Below are 15,671 nucleotides of genomic sequence, written 5' to 3' on the forward strand. Positions count from 1 at the left end.
CCCCCGGATAAATCCCTCCACTCAGCCTGCCGAAGGGGCCAGCACGTCAAAAGCGGTACTCGAGCTAACGCTCATTGTGTTGAGTGGTGGAGAGCGAAAGCCAAAGCCGAGACAGGAGTAGGAGTACGAGTGGGAGTAGGAGGCAGAAGAGGCTGAGTTGCATGACATGTGTTTTAAACCCCGAGTTCACCTCGGTATTTCACGTCGGCGTACCTCTACCAAGCACCTCGGTCAGTCCCCTCTCCCTTCGGGAGAGGGCTAGGGTGAGGGGGGCTTTTGATTTTTTGTCGCAGGCAAAAGAAAACCCCCGACAAACCAGAAGTCTGTCGGGGGCTTCTCGATCAGGCGTTTCGCAGCGCCTGATTCAGCTCAGCTTATTGGCAAGCTTCGCAATCCGGCTCGTCGATGGCGCAGGCCTTCGGTACCGGAGCAGGGCCGGCAGGCGCTGCCAGGACCGAATCGTTACCGTGGTTGCCGCCCGCGGAAACCGCGTTCAGCTTGCCGGTGTTGATGGTCGACTTCTCGGTGCTGGTCGCGGCCAGGGCACGGAGGTAGTAGGTGGTTTTCAGGCCGCGGTACCAGGCCATGCGGTAGGTCACGTCGAGTTTCTTGCCCGATGCGCCGGCGATGTACAGGTTCAGCGACTGAGCCTGGTCGATCCACTTCTGGCGACGGCTGGCGGCGTCGACGATCCACTTGGTGTCCACTTCGAACGCGGTCGCGTAGAGCGCCTTGAGTTCTTGCGGGATGCGCTCGATCTGCTGCACCGAACCGTCGTAGTACTTCAGGTCGTTGATCATGACCGAGTCCCACAGACCGCGAGCCTTCAGGTCGCGAACCAGGTACGGGTTGATCACGGTGAACTCGCCCGACAAGTTCGATTTCACGTACAGGTTCTGGTAGGTCGGTTCGATCGACTGCGATACGCCGGTGATGTTGGCGATGGTCGCGGTCGGTGCGATGGCCATGATGTTCGAGTTGCGGATGCCTTTCTGTACACGGGCGCGAACCGGTGCCCAGTCCAGGGTTTCCTTCAGGTCGACGTCGATGTACTTCTCGCCGCGAGCCTGGATCAGGATCTGTTGCGAATCCAGTGGCAGTACGCCCTTGGACCACAGCGAACCCTGGAACGTCTCGTACGAGCCGCGCTCGTCGGCCAGGTCGCAGGAAGCCTGGATCGCGTAGTAGCTGACCGCTTCCATCGACTTGTCGGCGAACTCGACGGCAGCGTCGGAACCGTAAGGGATGTGCTGCAGGTACAGCGCGTCCTGGAAGCCCATGATGCCCAGGCCGACCGGACGGTGACGGAAGTTGGAGTTCTTCGCCTGCGGCACCGAGTAGTAGTTGATGTCGATCACGTTGTCGAGCATGCGCACGGCCACGTCGATGGTGCGCTTGAGCTTGGCGGTGTCCAGCTGGCCGTCGACGATGTGGTTCGGCAGGTTGATCGAGCCCAGGTTGCAGACCGCGATCTCGTCCTTGTTGGTGTTCAGGGTGATCTCGGTGCACAGGTTCGAGCTGTGGACCACACCGACGTGCTGCTGCGGGCTGCGCAGGTTGCACGGGTCCTTGAAGGTCAGCCAAGGGTGGCCGGTTTCGAACAGCATCGAGAGCATCTTGCGCCACAGATCCTTGGCCTGGATGGTCTTGAACAGCTTGATCTTGCCCGGGTATTCGGTCAGGGCTTCGTAGTACTCGTAGCGCTCTTCGAAGGCCTTGCCGGTCAGGTCGTGCAGGTCTGGTACTTCGGATGGCGAGAACAGGGTCCACTTGCCGTCGTCGAAGACACGCTTCATGAACAGGTCAGGGATCCAGTTGGCGGTGTTCATGTCGTGGGTACGACGACGATCATCACCGGTGTTCTTGCGCAGCTCGATGAACTCTTCGATGTCCATGTGCCAGGTTTCCAGGTAGGCACACACAGCGCCTTTGCGCTTGCCACCCTGGTTAACGGCGACGGCAGTGTCGTTCACCACTTTCAGGAACGGAACCACGCCCTGGGACTTGCCGTTGGTGCCCTTGATGTACGAACCCAGTGCGCGAACCGGCGTCCAGTCGTTGCCCAGGCCACCGGCGAATTTCGACAGCATGGCGTTGTCGTGGATCGCGTGGTAGATGCCCGACAGGTCATCCGGCACGGTGGTCAGGTAGCAGCTCGACAGCTGTGGACGCAGGGTGCCGGCGTTGAACAGGGTCGGGGTCGAAGCCATGTAGTCGAACGAGGACAGCAGGTTGTAGAACTCGATCGCACGGTCTTCTTTCTGCTTCTCTTCGATCGCCAGGCCCATGGCCACGCGCATGAAGAAGATCTGCGGCAGTTCGAAGCGCACGCCATCCTTGTGAATGAAGTAACGGTCGTACAGGGTCTGCAGGCCCAGGTAGGTGAATTGCTGGTCGCGCTCGTGGTTGATCGCCTTGCCCAGTTTCTCCAGGTCGAAGTCGGCCAGCACAGGGTTCAGCAGTTCGAACTCGATACCTTTGGCAACGTAGGCCGGCAGGGCCTTGGCGTACAGGTCGGCCATCTCGTGGTGGGTCGCGCTCTCGGCGACGCCCAGGAAGCCCAGACCTTCGGCACGCAGGGTGTCCATCAGCAGGCGGGCAGTGACGAACGAGTAGTTCGGCTCGCGCTCGACCAGGGTACGGGCGGTCATCACCAGCGCGGTGTTGACGTCGTTCAGGGCCACGCCGTCGTACAGGTTCTTCAGGGTTTCGCGCTGGATCAGGTCGCCGTCGACCTCGGCCAGGCCTTCGCAGGCTTCGGTGACGATGGTGTTCAGACGGCCCATGTCCAGCGGCGCGAGGCTGCCGTCGGCGCGGGTGATGCGGATCGACGGGTGTGCCTGGACCGGTGTTTCGGCGGTGGTGCGGGTGGCGCGCTCCTTGGAGCGGGCATCGCGGTAGATCACGTAGTCGCGAGCCACTTTCTGCTCGCCGGCACGCATCAGGGCCAGTTCGACCTGGTCCTGGATTTCTTCGATGTGGATGGTGCCGCCCGACGGCATGCGACGCTTGAAGGTCGCGGTGACTTGCTCGGTCAGACGGGCAACGGTGTCGTGGATTCGCGACGAAGCGGCAGCGGTGCCGCCCTCAACTGCGAGAAACGCTTTGGTGATAGCGACGGTGATCTTGTCATCGGTGTAAGGAACGACAGTGCCATTACGCTTGATCACGCGCAGTTGACCAGGCGCGGTGGCTGCCAGATCCGGATTCGAATCGGCGGCCTGCGGCAAGGTGCCCTGCGGGTTCTCGCGAGTTGTGTCGGTTTGCATGGGTGTCTCCACGTTCTCTATGTTTGTTTGGGCACCATCACGGTGCCCACCGTTCCGTCCTGAAGCACTACGACCGGCCAGTGCCGGGTAACGACTTCGGGACAGTTCAGGAAGGGGGCCTTGTGGGCGCCGCTTCCATGCCGAAGTCTTCGGTTCGCGCAATACGCGTGAAACCGCATTCCGTTCGGGGAGCAGTTTCGCCACTGCAACACCCGTACCGTTTACGCCGTGATCGGCTGAAAAACGGTAGCCATCCGCAGGCGCGGTTTGGGCTTCTGAAAATACGTTTGGTTCAACCCGACAATGGCAATAAAAAGCCTTGAATTCACTGTCCGGTTTGTGTTTGGTTTTTGGCGCCAACCCCTACATGTAGGGGTTTTTCAGGCGCGGGCTACAAGATAATGCGTTTTGGGGGGCGATTGCAACGCACAGCCTGTGGATAACCCTGTGCGTAATTTGTGTGCGAAATGTCGAATTCGCATGTAGGCCGCAGACCCGTTGAGCTAGACCGTCCGTCACTGTTTTTTCTTCGGGAAAAACGCTTCAGCGGATTTTTAAGGGCGCGAACCCTATCACAAAAAACGGCCTTGTCCGAACGCATTTACCGACTTGTGTTCTCGCTGTACGCCGTTTATACAATCGGCCCGAACACTTGCATTCTTATGCACCAGAAACATGACAAATGAAGGACTGCCATGCAGTCAGCGGGAGCAAGCGCCCTCGCCACAAGATCCTTCTTTTACTGATAACAATGGCAAGCAGAGGTCACCCGTGGAGCAAGAAGCCTGGCAGGTATTGATAGTCGAGGACGACCAGCGTCTGGCCGAACTGACGCGCGAATATCTGCAAGCCAATGGATTGCACGTGGAGATCGAAGGCAACGGTGCGCTGGCGGCGGCGCGGATCATCAAGGAACAGCCGGATCTGGTGATTCTCGACCTGATGCTTCCCGGTGAAGACGGCCTGAGCATCTGCCGCAAGGTGCGCGACCGGTATGACGGGCCGATTCTCATGCTGACCGCACGCACCGACGATGCCGACCAGATTCTCGGGCTCGACATCGGCGCCGATGACTACGTGTGCAAGCCGGTGCGTCCGCGTCTGTTGCTGGCGCGCATCCAGGCGTTGTTGCGACGCAGTGACACACCGGAACCGGGATCGGGCAATCCTCGTCGTCTGCAGTTCGGCCCGCTGGTGGTGGACAACGCCTTGCGCGAAGCCTGGCTGAGCGACAGCGGTATCGAGTTGACCAGCGCCGAGTTCGATCTGCTGTGGCTGCTGGTATCCAACGCCGGACGCATCCTGTCCCGGGAAGAAATCTTCACCGCGTTGCGCGGCATCGGTTACGACGGACAGGACCGCTCGATCGATGTGCGCATCTCGCGCATCCGTCCGAAGATCGGCGACGACCCCGATCACCCGCGCCTGATCAAGACCGTGCGCAGCAAGGGCTATCTCTTCGTGCCGGAAGCCTGCGCAGAACTGCCGCTGTGAATTCGATCTTCCTGCGTATCTATGGCGGCATGTGCGCGGCGCTGATCCTGGTGGCGGTGCTCGGGGTACTGGCGTTGCACCTGCTCAATCAGGTGCGCAGCGAGCAATACCGCGAGCGTCTGGCCCATGGCACGTTTTCCCTGATGGCCGACAACCTGCAACCGATGAACGACACCGAACGACACCGGGCGTTGCTGGTGTGGGAGCGATTGCTGGGCATTCCGCTGACGCTGAAGACATTCCCCCAGACCGATCTCGATCTGACCCAACGCACCCGTGTACAGCGCGGGCAGGCCCTGGTCGAACAGACCGGGCCGCACGCGGCGAAGGTCTATCGGATGGTCAGCGAAAAGGAGCAGCTTGTGCTGGTGGGCGAGGTGCAACAGATCAGCGAGCAACTGGCACGGGCAACCATCTATCTGCTGGCCGATGAACTGGTGCGGGTGCCGGTGGGTGAGCAGCCCAGACGTCTGGCTCAATTGAAGGAAGAGAAGGGGTTCGGCTTCGACCTGCGGCTGGTCACCGTGAACGAGGCCGACATGGATGAAGACCAGAGCCGTCGCGTATCGGAGGGCGATACGGTGATGGCACTGGGCAAGGGCGGTGATTCGATCCGGGTGTTCGCCGGGATGGTTGGCACGCCGTGGGTGCTGGAAATCGGTCCGCTCTATCAGATGAATCCGTACCCGCCGCAATGGCTGGTGTTGATTGCAGCGCTGGGGCTGACCCTGATCGGTCTCATCGTCTATTTATTGGTGCGTCAGCTCGAACGGCGTTTGCGCGGTCTTGAAGCCGCGGCCACGCGCATCGCCAAGGGCAGTCTGGAAACCCGTGTGCCGGCCCGAGGTGCCGACTCGGTGGGCAAACTGGCGGCAGCGTTCAACGGCATGGCCGAGCACCTGCAACAGTTGCTGGCGATCCAGCGTGAACTGGTGCGCGCGGTGTCCCATGAGTTGCGCACACCGGTGGCGCGCCTGCGTTTCGGTCTGGAAATGATCGGTTCGGCCACCACCCCGCAAGCCCTGGAGAAATACCGCGAAGGCATGGACCACGACATCGAGGACCTCGACAAGCTGGTCGATGAAATGCTCACTTATGCGCGGCTGGAGCAGGGCTCGCCGGCGCTGACGTTCCAGCGCATCGACCTTGATGCACTGGTCACTCAGGTAATCGAAGAACTGGCGCCGCTGCGCGCCGACGTCACGGTGCAACGCGGCTTGTGTCTGTCGGCGGCTGATTGCGACGATGCCTGGGTCGAGGCCGAGCCGCGTTACCTGCATCGGGCCTTGCAGAACCTGGTGGGCAACGCCATGCGCCATGCGCGCTCGAAAGTCACGGTGAGCTATCAGGTCGGTCAGATGCGCTGTCGGGTAGACGTCGAGGACGACGGTCCCGGTGTGCCAGAAAGTGCCTGGGAGAAAATCTTCACGCCGTTCCTGCGGCTGGACGACAGCCGGACCCGCGCCTCCGGTGGCCACGGCCTGGGCTTGTCCATCGTGCGGCGGATCATTCACTGGCATGACGGCCGGGCGCTGATCGGCAAGAGCAAGAGTCTGGGCGGGGCGTGTTTCAGCCTGAGCTGGCCGAGGAATCAGGAGCGACGTTGAAATCGCTCAAGCCCGGATGCTGACCAGACTCAGCAACTGCCCGTCCTGCACACTGAACTGCGCATCCAGTTCCGTGCCGTTGCGCCATTCGCCGGACAGGTCCGTCAGCAGTCGCAGCCGTACCTGACCCTGTTCGGTCCACTCGAGCATTTCGGCGTGCTCGAAATAGAAGCGCTTCTGGACGATCGGATACAGCGCCTTGAACAGGCTTTCCTTCACTGAAAACGTCAGCGTCACCCACAACGCCAGTTGATCGCGGGCGCCGGCCGCCAGGCGCTGCATCTCCGCTGGTGTGAGGATTTCCCCGGCCAGCCGCTCGGCCCGTTCGGCGTTGAGCAGGTTTTCCAGGTCCATGCCCAGTCCGCGCCAGTGCTGTTTGTTGGCGACTATCGCCGCCGCCCGGCCGGTGCTGTGGGTGATCGAACCGCAGATGTGCACCGGCCAGACCGGCGCACGATCTTCGCCGATGGCCGGAACGCTGCCTGAGCCTTCCAGTTGCTGCAGCGCGGCCCGGGCGCAGATCCGTCCGGCGAGATATTCCGCCTGACGCTTGGCCACCGAGCGCTGGATGCTCGGTGGAGGCTCGATGGCGCTGCGACGGAAGTCATCGCCGAGCAACTGTGACGGATCGAAGTGGGTGCTCAGCAGCACCGTGTCCGGCAGCACGGTCGGCAATGGCCAGTGAGCATCGAGCGGGGTGCAGCAGGCGGGGAGGAGAGGGCTGGAATTCATGACGGGCATTTTGCCGATAAGCGTCAGGGCTGGATAGTAGGCATCAGTGCCATTGTGGTGAGGGAGCTCGCTCCCGCCGGCGCGCGAAGAGCCTCTGAACCTGCATCGGGTTTGTGACGGCGTTACCGCTGAGCGGGAGCAGGCGCCCCCGCCACAAGGTATCCAGTCAGCCAAAAATTTTCTTGAAGAAGGCCTGCATGTCCGCCCAGGATTTTTCATCCGCAGCCTTGTTGTAACCGATATCCGGGCCACCATGCTCGCCGTGGCTCAGGCGATCCGCGTCGGGGTTGGTGAAACCGTGTTTGGCGCCGTCAAGACTGACGAACCTGTAGTCGGCGCCGGCCTTGTCCATTTCCGACTTGAAAGCCGTCACGTTGTCGGCCGTGACCATGCTGTCCAGTGCACCGTGCTCGACGAGGATTTTGGCTTTGACACTGCCGGGCGTCGCCGGGGTCTTGGTGGCGAGAGCGCCGTGGAAACTCACCACGCCCGCCAGCGGTACACCCTGACGGGCCGCATTGAGTACGACCCCGCCACCGAAGCAGTAACCGATGGCCGCCAGTTTGCCGGTGTCGGTCTGCGATTGTTTCTTCAGCAGGTCGAGGCCGGCCTGGAAGCGTTTGCTGGCGGCGTCGGCATCCTGTGTGGCGGCCTGCATGAACGCCATCGCATCTTTCGGGTGCTCGGTGTGCTTGCCGTCGCCGTACATGTCGATGGCCAATGCGCTGTAGCCGAGCCCGGCGAGATCCCGGGCGCGGCGCTTGGCGTAGTCGTTCAGGCCCCACCATTCATGGACCACCACAACGCCCGGGCGAGGTCCCTTGATCGCATCATCGTAGGCGAAATAACCGATCAGTTTCGTGCCGTCGGCGCTCTGGTAAGGTATTTCCTGAGTCTTGATCGCCGCCGCACTGAGGCTGCTGAAGGCGAGCAGGGTGAGGGCAAGGAACAGGCGCATGATCGGGTCTCCTGACAATAAAAGGTCAGGACAGCCTAGTTCATTTGCCTGCACCGGGTTCAGGGTGCGTTCAGGGCAGGTACAGGCCGGGTTCAGTAATCTGGAACCCTGTCCGAGGGATGAAATGAACAGGCCCCTCAAAAGCGGCGGTACACCGTTGTCGCAGGTATGCTGTCGGAGATTCTGATTGGCCCGGGAGAGTGTCATGAAGCTGTTGGTCGTCGAAGATGAAGCGCTGTTGCGCCATCACCTGCAAACCCGCCTGACGGAAAGCGGTCACGTGGTCGAGTCCGTGGCCAATGCCGAAGAGGCGCTGTACCAGGCCGGGCAATTCAACTTTGACCTGGCGGTGATCGACCTGGGTTTGCCGGGCATGGGCGGGCTCGATCTGATCCGCCAGTTGCGTCAGGACGGCAAGAGTTTTCCGATTCTGATCCTCACCGCCCGTGGCAACTGGCAGGACAAGGTCGAAGGCCTGGCCGCCGGTGCCGACGATTATCTGGTCAAACCGTTTCAGTTCGAAGAGCTGGAAGCACGGCTCAATGCGCTGTTGCGTCGCTCCAGCGGCTTCACCCAGTCGTCCATCGTCGCCGGGCCGCTGCTGCTGGACCTCAACCGCAAGCAGGCGACCCTCGATGAACAGCCGCTGGCGCTGACCGCCTACGAATACCGGATTCTCGAATACCTGATGCGCCACCACCAGCAAGTGGTGCCCAAGGATCGCCTGATGGAACAGCTGTACCCGGACGACGACGAGCGTGATCCGAACGTGATCGAAGTGCTGGTCGGGCGCCTGCGGCGCAAGCTTGAAGGCCCGGGCGGGTTCAAGCCGATCGACACGGTGCGCGGGCTTGGTTACCTGTTCAATGAGCGTTGCACTTGATCCGTTCGCTTCGTGTTCGCTTGATGCTGGCCGCCACGACGCTGGCGGTGTTCTTCATGCTCGCCCTGCTTCCGGCGATGCAAGGGGCGTTCAGCCTGGCGCTGCAGGATTCCATCGAGCAGCGCCTGGCTTCGGATGTCACCACACTGATTTCCGCCGCCCGGATCGAAAACGGTCGGCTGGTGATGCCGATGCAGTTGCCGGACGAGCGTTTCAACCTCGCCGACTTCCGTCTGCTCGGCTACATCTACGACCGCGAAGGTCATCTGGTCTGGCGCTCGAAAGCGACCCAGGAAGAACAGATCAACTACAAACCGCGTTACGACGGAATGGGCAGCGAGTTTGCGCGGATTCGCGAAGCCAGTGGCCAGGAGTTCTTCGTCTACGACGTCGAAGTCAAACTGCTCGGCGGCAAGAATGCGGCGTTCAGCATCGTTGCGCTGCAACCGGTGCGCGAATACGAAACCACCCTCGAAGGGCTGCGGGAAAACCTCTACCTCGGCTTCGGCGCGGCATTGCTGGTGCTGCTCTCGCTGCTGTGGATCGGCCTGACCTGGGGCCTGAAAGCCTTGCGCCGGCTCAGCCAGGAGCTGGACGAAATCGAAAGCGGCACCCGCGAAAGCCTCAGCGAACAACACCCCCGTGAACTGTTGCGCCTGACCGGCTCGCTCAACCGCTTGCTGCACAGCGAACGCCAGCAGCGCAGCCGTTACCGCGACTCTCTGGACGATCTGGCCCACAGTCTGAAAACCCCGCTGGCGGTCTTGCAGGGCGTCAGTGAAGACATGGCTCAGCGCCCGGAAGATCGTGATCAGGCCTGGGTGCTGCAAGCCCAGATCGAACGCATGAGCCAGCAGATCAGCTACCAGTTGCAGCGCGCCAGCCTGCGCAAAAGCGGTCTGGTGCGTCATCAGGTGCGCCTGCGCCCGGTGCTCAAGAGCCTGTGCGACACCCTGGACAAGGTTTACCGCGATAAACACGTACGCGTGGCGTTCGACCTGCCGGAGCAGTGCTACGTGCCGATCGAGCAGGGCGCCTTGCTGGAAATGATGGGCAATCTGCTGGAAAACGCCTATCGCCTTTGCCTGGGTGAAGTGCGCATCAGCGTGCGCGAAAGCCTGGCCGGGATCGAACTGTGCATCGAAGACGACGGCCCCGGCGTGCCACAGCATCAGCGGGCACGGATCCTCGAGCGCGGTGAGCGTCTGGATCGCCAGCACCCTGGGCAGGGGATCGGTCTGGCGGTGGTCAAGGACATCATCGAGAGCTACAACGCCAAATTGACCCTGGGCGATTCGCCGATGGGCGGGGCGGCGTTCAGGATTCATTTTCCGACGGTGTGACCGGCGTTGAATGAGTAGGCCGCTCGTCTGATAGATCGCCGTACCTGTTATTTCTGACAGTAGCCGGCTTTCCCTGAATAGCATCAGATGAATGTTCGGACTTTTCTTGCGTTTGGAGAGAGTGATGGATATTCAGTCTTCGATGCTTGCTCGATTGTTTGTGCTCTATCCAGTCATTATTCAGGGGTGGGTATCGCCGGTAAAACCACCGGCTATTGCGGACGGTGGTATTCCCAAATCCATTTACGATGATCAACCGAAGGGCCTCGAATGCCTGGTTGATCCATGGGCTGAGCTACAGATGCGATCCTCGACCATGGCGGTGGATGATCGAGTCGACCTGTATGTAAACGATGAAACCAATCCTGTGACCGGCCATACCGTCAAGGCGGGTGAAGAACAGCTGCGGATCGCTCTGTATGTACCGCACGGTCGGCTGCGGCACGGGGTCAACCGATTGCATTACAAAGTCAAACGCGCCAGCGGAAACGGCAGCGAGGACTCCCGTGATTTGAACGTCCTTTATCATCTGCGGCTTGCCGATGGCCTCGAACTCCTCTTTCCTCCGGCGATTATCGAAAAGGGGGTGGGTGCCGAAGATGCGCGGAAAGGGGTTGAATTGACGTTTAAATATAACAACCGGCGTCCTTTCGACCGGATCCGTTGCCTGATTGGCGATGCAACCTTCGATTTTGATGTGCCCGATGCTCCTGCCCCGATTACGAAAACGCTGTTTACTGACATCTTCGAACAAGCGGGGGATCACCCAAACTCCATTGTGGAGTTCCAGGTATTCGACCAGTTGGGGAATGTTGTGGCTTCTTCACAACACTATCTGGATATCCACTTGAATCGAGAGGAGCCGCAGGAGCCGTTTGTTGAAGACTTCGACTCTACTCCAACGACAATCATCAACCCTGGCGGAACCATCAGCCTGCGCTATTTCGATGTTTTCTATGCGTCGGGTGAAGCTTTCAGCCAAGTGGCAATCGCGCCTGCAACTGGCTTGGCGCAAGGCGAGATCAAAGGGCAAGCGTTACAGCCCTCATACGGTGTCGAAGCCCCTTACACCAGCACCGTTCAAATTCAGCTTCGGCTGAAAATTCCATGCTCTCGAGTGTCCTTTTTCAGCGGCTCGGTCAGTGCACCTGCATCGGTCAGCTTTTACAACGCCTCAGGTGTTCTGTTGGGAGCACAAGCAATTCCGCATATTGCTCAGGGCTCTATTTATCATCTGACTGATTTCTCAGCGGTCGGAATCAGTCAGGTCTCACTTTTCATTACGGGAAGGGACTGGTGTGCGTTTGACAGATTTGCGATCTGGTCATGACACTTGTAATCAAAGCTCCTGCGCCCGATAAGCCCCCGGTGTCAGCCCCGTCCACTTCTTGAATGCCCGGTGAAACGCCGACGGCTCGGAAAAACCGAGCTGTTCGGCGATCTGTTGCAACGACAGATCGGCTCGCCCGAGGTGATAGATCGCGATGTCCCGGCGCAACTGATCCTTCAATTCCTGAAAACTGGTGCCTTCCTCGCGCAAATGCCGGCGCAGGGTTTGCGGGCTGATGTGCAAGTGTGCAGCGACGGCTTCCAGGTCCGGCCAGCGAGAACTGTCGTGGCTGAGCAAACGGCGCAGTCGGCTGCTGAGACTGTTGCCTTCATCCGGACGTGACAGCAGGTCGGCCGGGGAGCGTTCGAGGAAGTGTTTGAGGGTGCGTTCGTCCTGCAACAGCGGCATGTGCAAATAACGGCTGTGAAACACCAGGCTGGTTTGTGTTGCCGAGAATTCCAGCGGGCAGGAAAACAGCAAGTCATATTCGGCACCGTGGGCCGGTTTCGGGTAGCTGAAGGTTGCCTGCTCCGGGCGAATCCGTTGGCCGATCAGCCAGCTGCCGAGGCGATGCCAGATCACCAGCAGGCTCTCGGAGAGAAAATGATCCGGATCCCACCAATGCCTGTCGTCGAGGCTCAAACGTACCCATTCGTCTTCGCGCGTCAGGGTCAGGCGCGGCGCTTGCGGGAATAGGCTATAAAACAATAAGCCGCGTTGCAGAGCCTTCTCCAGGCTGCGGCAATGAATGATGGCGTGGCACATCATGGCGAAACTGCCGGTCTTGCTGGGCGCGTCGCCGAAACCCAGACACTCGTCGTCCAGAGCCTGCCACAGGTTCTGGATCAATCGGGTGAACAGTTCGGGAGCGATCCGCGCACGGGGTTCGTCGAGCAGCTCGGGACTGATGCCCAGTTGCAACAGCAGGTCCGAATAATCGAGTCCGCGACGACGTGCACCGCCGAGGGCGGCACGGGCGAAATGACTGGCGATGGTGCGTTCGCGCATGGGCGGCAAATCCTTCCTCTGGCGACCGATGGTAGCCGGCGGCTCTGATCGGCAACAAGGCGGATTTCCGCCAAATTGTAGGACGAGACCGGGTGTGTTGGCGGAAATCCGCCACACTTGAGTAACCGGATGGTGACACAAAAAAACCTGCATCCCCTGATATCAAAAGGCTTGCAGCGATTTGCACCAAAGTGGCACGACGTTTGCGATAAGAGCGACAGAAACGTGCGCCGAGCCGGTCCGGGCAAGCGTCGTTCGACACAACAAATCCCTCCAGTGCAGGAGGGTTCGCAATTCAAGTGTCGCGTCAACAGATGGATGTTGCCACGCGGGACTCTTGAGGAACTTTGCAATGACGACTCGTCAGCCACTGTACAAATCCCTGTATTTCCAGGTGATCGTCGCAATCTGTATCGGTATTGCGCTCGGCCACTACTACCCGCAGCTCGGTGTGGCCGTGAAGCCGCTGGGTGACGGGTTCATCAAACTGATCAAAATGATCATCGCCCCCATCATCTTTTGCACCGTGGTCAGCGGCATCGCTGGCATGCAGAGCATGAAATCGGTGGGCAAGACCGGCGGTTACGCACTCCTGTACTTCGAAATCGTTTCGACCATCGCCCTGCTGGTCGGTCTGATCGTGGTCAACATCGTGCAACCGGGCAACGGCATGCACATCGATGTCAGCACCCTTGATGCTTCGAAAGTTGCCACCTACGTACAGCAAGGCGCTGACCAGAGCGTTGTCGGCTTCCTGCTTAACGTGATTCCGACCACCATCGTCGGCGCGTTCGCCACCGGTGACATCCTGCAGGTGCTGATGTTCTCGGTGATCTTCGGTTTCGCCCTGCATCGCCTGGGTGCTTACGGCAAGCCGATTCTGGACTTCATCGATCGTTTCGCTCACGTGATGTTCAACATCATCAACATGATCATGAAGCTCGCGCCGATCGGTGCCTTCGGTGCGATGGCCTTCACCATCGGTGCCTACGGTGTCGGCTCGCTGGTGCAACTGGGTCAACTGATGGCCTGCTTCTACATCACCTGCGTGGCGTTCATCCTGATCGTGCTGGGTGCCATCGCCCGCATGCACGGCTTCAGCGTGCTGAAGATGATCCGCTACATCCGTGAAGAACTGCTGATCGTACTCGGCACTTCCTCCTCGGAATCGGTACTGCCACGCATGCTGATCAAGATGGAGCGTCTGGGCGCGAAAAAATCGGTGGTGGGTCTGGTGATCCCGACCGGCTACTCGTTCAACCTCGACGGTACTGCAATCTACCTGACCATGGCGGCGGTGTTCATCGCTCAGGCGACCGACACCCACATGGACATCACTCACCAGATCACCCTGCTGGTGGTGTTGCTGCTGTCCTCCAAAGGCGCCGCCGGTGTGACCGGTTCGGGCTTCATCGTGCTGGCCGCCACCCTGTCGGCGGTCGGTCACCTGCCGGTGGCCGGTCTGGCGCTGATCCTGGGTATCGACCGCTTCATGTCCGAAGCCCGCGCCCTGACCAACCTGGTGGGCAACGCCGTAGCGACCATCGTTGTGGCCAAGTGGGTCAAGGAGCTGGACACCGACGTACTGGACGCCGAGCTGGCCTCGGGCGGTCGCGGTATCGTTGACCAGCGTCACGAAGACGACCTGGGTGTGGCCGAAGGTCCGACCCCGAGCAACGTGAAGTAAGCATCGCTTGAATGGAAAAACCCGCTTCGGCGGGTTTTTTCTTGCCTGCGACTTGAGCAAAACGGTCAGCACAACTGATGCATCCGGTAATTGCCCCATCGTCGACGGCTGCCTAGGCTGCAAGCATCGTTGATGGAGATCGCCCATGTCTGCACCGCTGGCCTCACTGAAGATTCTGGATTTCTCGACCTTGCTGCCGGGCCCGTTCGCCTCGCTGTTGCTGGCGGACATGGGCGCCGAGGTGCTGCGCATCGAATCGCCGACCCGGCTTGACCTTGTGCGGGTATTGCCGCCTCACGATCAGGGGATTTCGGCCAGCCATGCCTATCTGAATCGCAACAAGCGCAGTCTCGCACTGGATCTCAAGCAGCCCGCAGCACTGGAGCTGATCAAGCAGTTGCTGACGGATTACGACATCGTGCTGGAGCAATTTCGCCCCGGGGTGATGGAACGGTTGGGTCTGGGTTACGAGGCGCTGAAGGCGATCAATCCGAAGCTGATTTATGTGTCGATCACCGGTTATGGCCAGACCGGGCCATACAAGGATCGCGCCGGTCACGACATCAATTATCTGGCGCTGGCCGGGCTCTCCAGCTACACCGGGCGTGCCGACAGCGGGCCGTTGCCGCTGGGCATGCAGGTGGCGGATGTCGCCGGTGGCTCGCTGCACGGGGCGATCGGTCTGCTGGCGGCGGTGATCGCCCGCCGACAGACCGGGCAGGGGACGCACCTGGATGTGAGCATGACCGACTGTGCATTCAGCCTGAACGCCATGGCCGGTGCCGGGTATCTGGCCTGCGGTGAAGAACCGGGATGGGAGGACCAGATGCTCAACGGCGGCAGTTTCTATGACTATTACCGCTCCCGGGACGGGCGCTGGATGTCGGTGGGCAGTCTGGAGCCGGGTTTCATGCAGCAACTGTGTGCGGCGCTGGGCCGGCCTGAACTGGCGGCGCAGGGGTTGTCACCCAGACCCGAGCAGCAACGCGCACTCAAGGAGGCCTTGAAGGTGGAATTCGAGAAGCATGACTTTGCCGAGCTGTGCGAACGGTTCGCCGGGATCGATGCCTGCGTCGAACCCGTGCTGAAACTGGGCGAAGCGGTGCAGCATCCGCAATTACAGGCGCGGGAACTGGTGACTCGGGTACCGCGCGAGGATGGCTCGACGCAAGCGCAGATCGCTTGCCCGCTGAAGTTCTCTGAAGCGTTGCCGCCGCCCCGGCATGTCGGCGCGGCGCTGGGGCAGCATACGGATCAGGTGTTGGGGGAGTTGGGCTTGAGTGTTGAGCGGATTGCCGAATTGCGCCGAGCCAAGGTGATTCTCTAGTGCCAGTTGCGGCCTCATCGCGAGCAAGCTCGC

Annotated in this window: 11 protein-coding genes; 7 read left to right on the plus strand and 4 right to left on the minus strand. The window is 60.5% G+C overall.

Going from position 1 to position 15,671, the window contains the following annotated elements:
• Positions 1-374: 374 nt before the first annotated feature.
• The gene (locus BBF94_RS25190) at positions 375-3,269 is read right to left on the minus strand and encodes a ribonucleoside-diphosphate reductase subunit alpha (RefSeq protein ID WP_065261645.1); all 2,895 of its coding nucleotides are present in this window, start codon (positions 3,267-3,269) and stop codon (positions 375-377) included.
• A gap of 771 nt (positions 3,270-4,040) precedes the next feature.
• On the opposite strand from BBF94_RS25190, the gene BBF94_RS25195 reads away from it, so the two are divergent.
• Both BBF94_RS25195 and BBF94_RS25200 read left to right on the plus strand, forming a co-directional pair.
• The gene (locus tag BBF94_RS25195; protein WP_065261646.1) at positions 4,041-4,763 is read left to right on the plus strand and encodes a response regulator; all 723 of its coding nucleotides are present in this window, start codon (positions 4,041-4,043) and stop codon (positions 4,761-4,763) included.
• Entirely contained in the window at positions 4,760-6,370 is a 1,611-nt protein-coding gene (locus tag BBF94_RS25200; RefSeq protein ID WP_065261647.1) for an ATP-binding protein, read from the plus strand. The genes BBF94_RS25195 and BBF94_RS25200 overlap by 4 nt, the downstream gene beginning before the upstream one ends.
• 6 nt (positions 6,371-6,376) lie before the next feature.
• On the opposite strand, the gene BBF94_RS25205 is transcribed toward BBF94_RS25200, so the two are convergent.
• Complete coding sequence (locus BBF94_RS25205) at positions 6,377-7,102, minus strand: 4'-phosphopantetheinyl transferase family protein (protein ID WP_065261648.1); 726 nt, start codon at positions 7,100-7,102, stop codon at positions 6,377-6,379.
• Positions 7,103-7,268: 166 nt separating this feature from the next.
• Positions 7,269-8,060, minus strand: a complete 792-nt coding sequence (locus BBF94_RS25210) for a dienelactone hydrolase family protein (RefSeq protein ID WP_065261649.1) — start codon at positions 8,058-8,060, stop codon at positions 7,269-7,271.
• A 205-nt stretch (positions 8,061-8,265) separates the two neighbouring features.
• On the opposite strand from BBF94_RS25210, the gene BBF94_RS25215 reads away from it, so the two are divergent.
• The 3 genes from BBF94_RS25215 (at position 8,266) to BBF94_RS25225 (ending at position 11,616) form a co-directional block, all read left to right on the plus strand.
• Positions 8,266-8,943 carry a response regulator transcription factor gene (locus tag BBF94_RS25215; RefSeq protein ID WP_065261650.1) on the plus strand — a complete coding sequence of 226 codons (678 nt, stop codon included), beginning with the start codon at positions 8,266-8,268 and terminating at the stop codon, positions 8,941-8,943.
• The gene (locus tag BBF94_RS25220) at positions 8,940-10,286 is read left to right on the plus strand and encodes an ATP-binding protein (RefSeq protein WP_065261651.1); all 1,347 of its coding nucleotides are present in this window, start codon (positions 8,940-8,942) and stop codon (positions 10,284-10,286) included. The genes BBF94_RS25215 and BBF94_RS25220 overlap by 4 nt, the downstream gene beginning before the upstream one ends.
• A gap of 124 nt (positions 10,287-10,410) precedes the next feature.
• Positions 10,411-11,616 carry a hypothetical protein gene (locus BBF94_RS25225; RefSeq protein WP_065261652.1) on the plus strand — a complete coding sequence of 402 codons (1,206 nt, stop codon included), beginning with the start codon at positions 10,411-10,413 and terminating at the stop codon, positions 11,614-11,616.
• Between the two features lie 9 nt (positions 11,617-11,625).
• Here the strand turns inward: BBF94_RS25225 and BBF94_RS25230 are convergent, their stop codons facing one another.
• Complete coding sequence (locus BBF94_RS25230; protein ID WP_065261653.1) at positions 11,626-12,624, minus strand: AraC family transcriptional regulator; 999 nt, start codon at positions 12,622-12,624, stop codon at positions 11,626-11,628.
• Between the two features lie 352 nt (positions 12,625-12,976).
• On the opposite strand from BBF94_RS25230, the gene BBF94_RS25235 reads away from it, so the two are divergent.
• Positions 12,977-14,311 carry a dicarboxylate/amino acid:cation symporter gene (locus BBF94_RS25235; protein WP_065261654.1) on the plus strand — a complete coding sequence of 445 codons (1,335 nt, stop codon included), beginning with the start codon at positions 12,977-12,979 and terminating at the stop codon, positions 14,309-14,311.
• Positions 14,312-14,456: 145 nt separating this feature from the next.
• Positions 14,457-15,638: a CaiB/BaiF CoA transferase family protein gene (locus BBF94_RS25240; RefSeq protein ID WP_065261655.1), complete on the plus strand. Its 1,182-nt coding sequence runs from the start codon at positions 14,457-14,459 to the stop codon at positions 15,636-15,638.
• Positions 15,639-15,671 lie beyond the last annotated feature (33 nt).

It is taken from the genome of Pseudomonas bananamidigenes (assembly GCF_001679645.1).
Classification (GTDB): Bacteria; Pseudomonadota; Gammaproteobacteria; order Pseudomonadales; family Pseudomonadaceae; genus Aquipseudomonas; species Aquipseudomonas bananamidigenes.

Bases quoted from the DNA above. Each gene is read 5' to 3' on its own strand.
- BBF94_RS25190 (WP_065261645.1), bottom strand. From the start codon at position 3,269: ATGCAAACCGACACAACTCGCGAGAACCCGCAGGGCACCTTGCCGCAG.
- BBF94_RS25205 (WP_065261648.1), bottom strand. From the start codon at position 7,102: ATGAATTCCAGCCCTCTCCTCCCCGCCTGCTGCACCCCGCTCGATGCT.
- BBF94_RS25210 (WP_065261649.1), bottom strand. From the start codon at position 8,060: ATGCGCCTGTTCCTTGCCCTCACCCTGCTCGCCTTCAGCAGCCTCAGT.
- BBF94_RS25215 (WP_065261650.1), top strand. From the start codon at position 8,266: ATGAAGCTGTTGGTCGTCGAAGATGAAGCGCTGTTGCGCCATCACCTG.
- BBF94_RS25225 (WP_065261652.1), top strand. From the start codon at position 10,411: ATGGATATTCAGTCTTCGATGCTTGCTCGATTGTTTGTGCTCTATCCA.
- BBF94_RS25230 (WP_065261653.1), bottom strand. From the start codon at position 12,624: ATGCGCGAACGCACCATCGCCAGTCATTTCGCCCGTGCCGCCCTCGGC.
- BBF94_RS25235 (WP_065261654.1), top strand. From the start codon at position 12,977: ATGACGACTCGTCAGCCACTGTACAAATCCCTGTATTTCCAGGTGATC.
- BBF94_RS25240 (WP_065261655.1), top strand. From the start codon at position 14,457: ATGTCTGCACCGCTGGCCTCACTGAAGATTCTGGATTTCTCGACCTTG.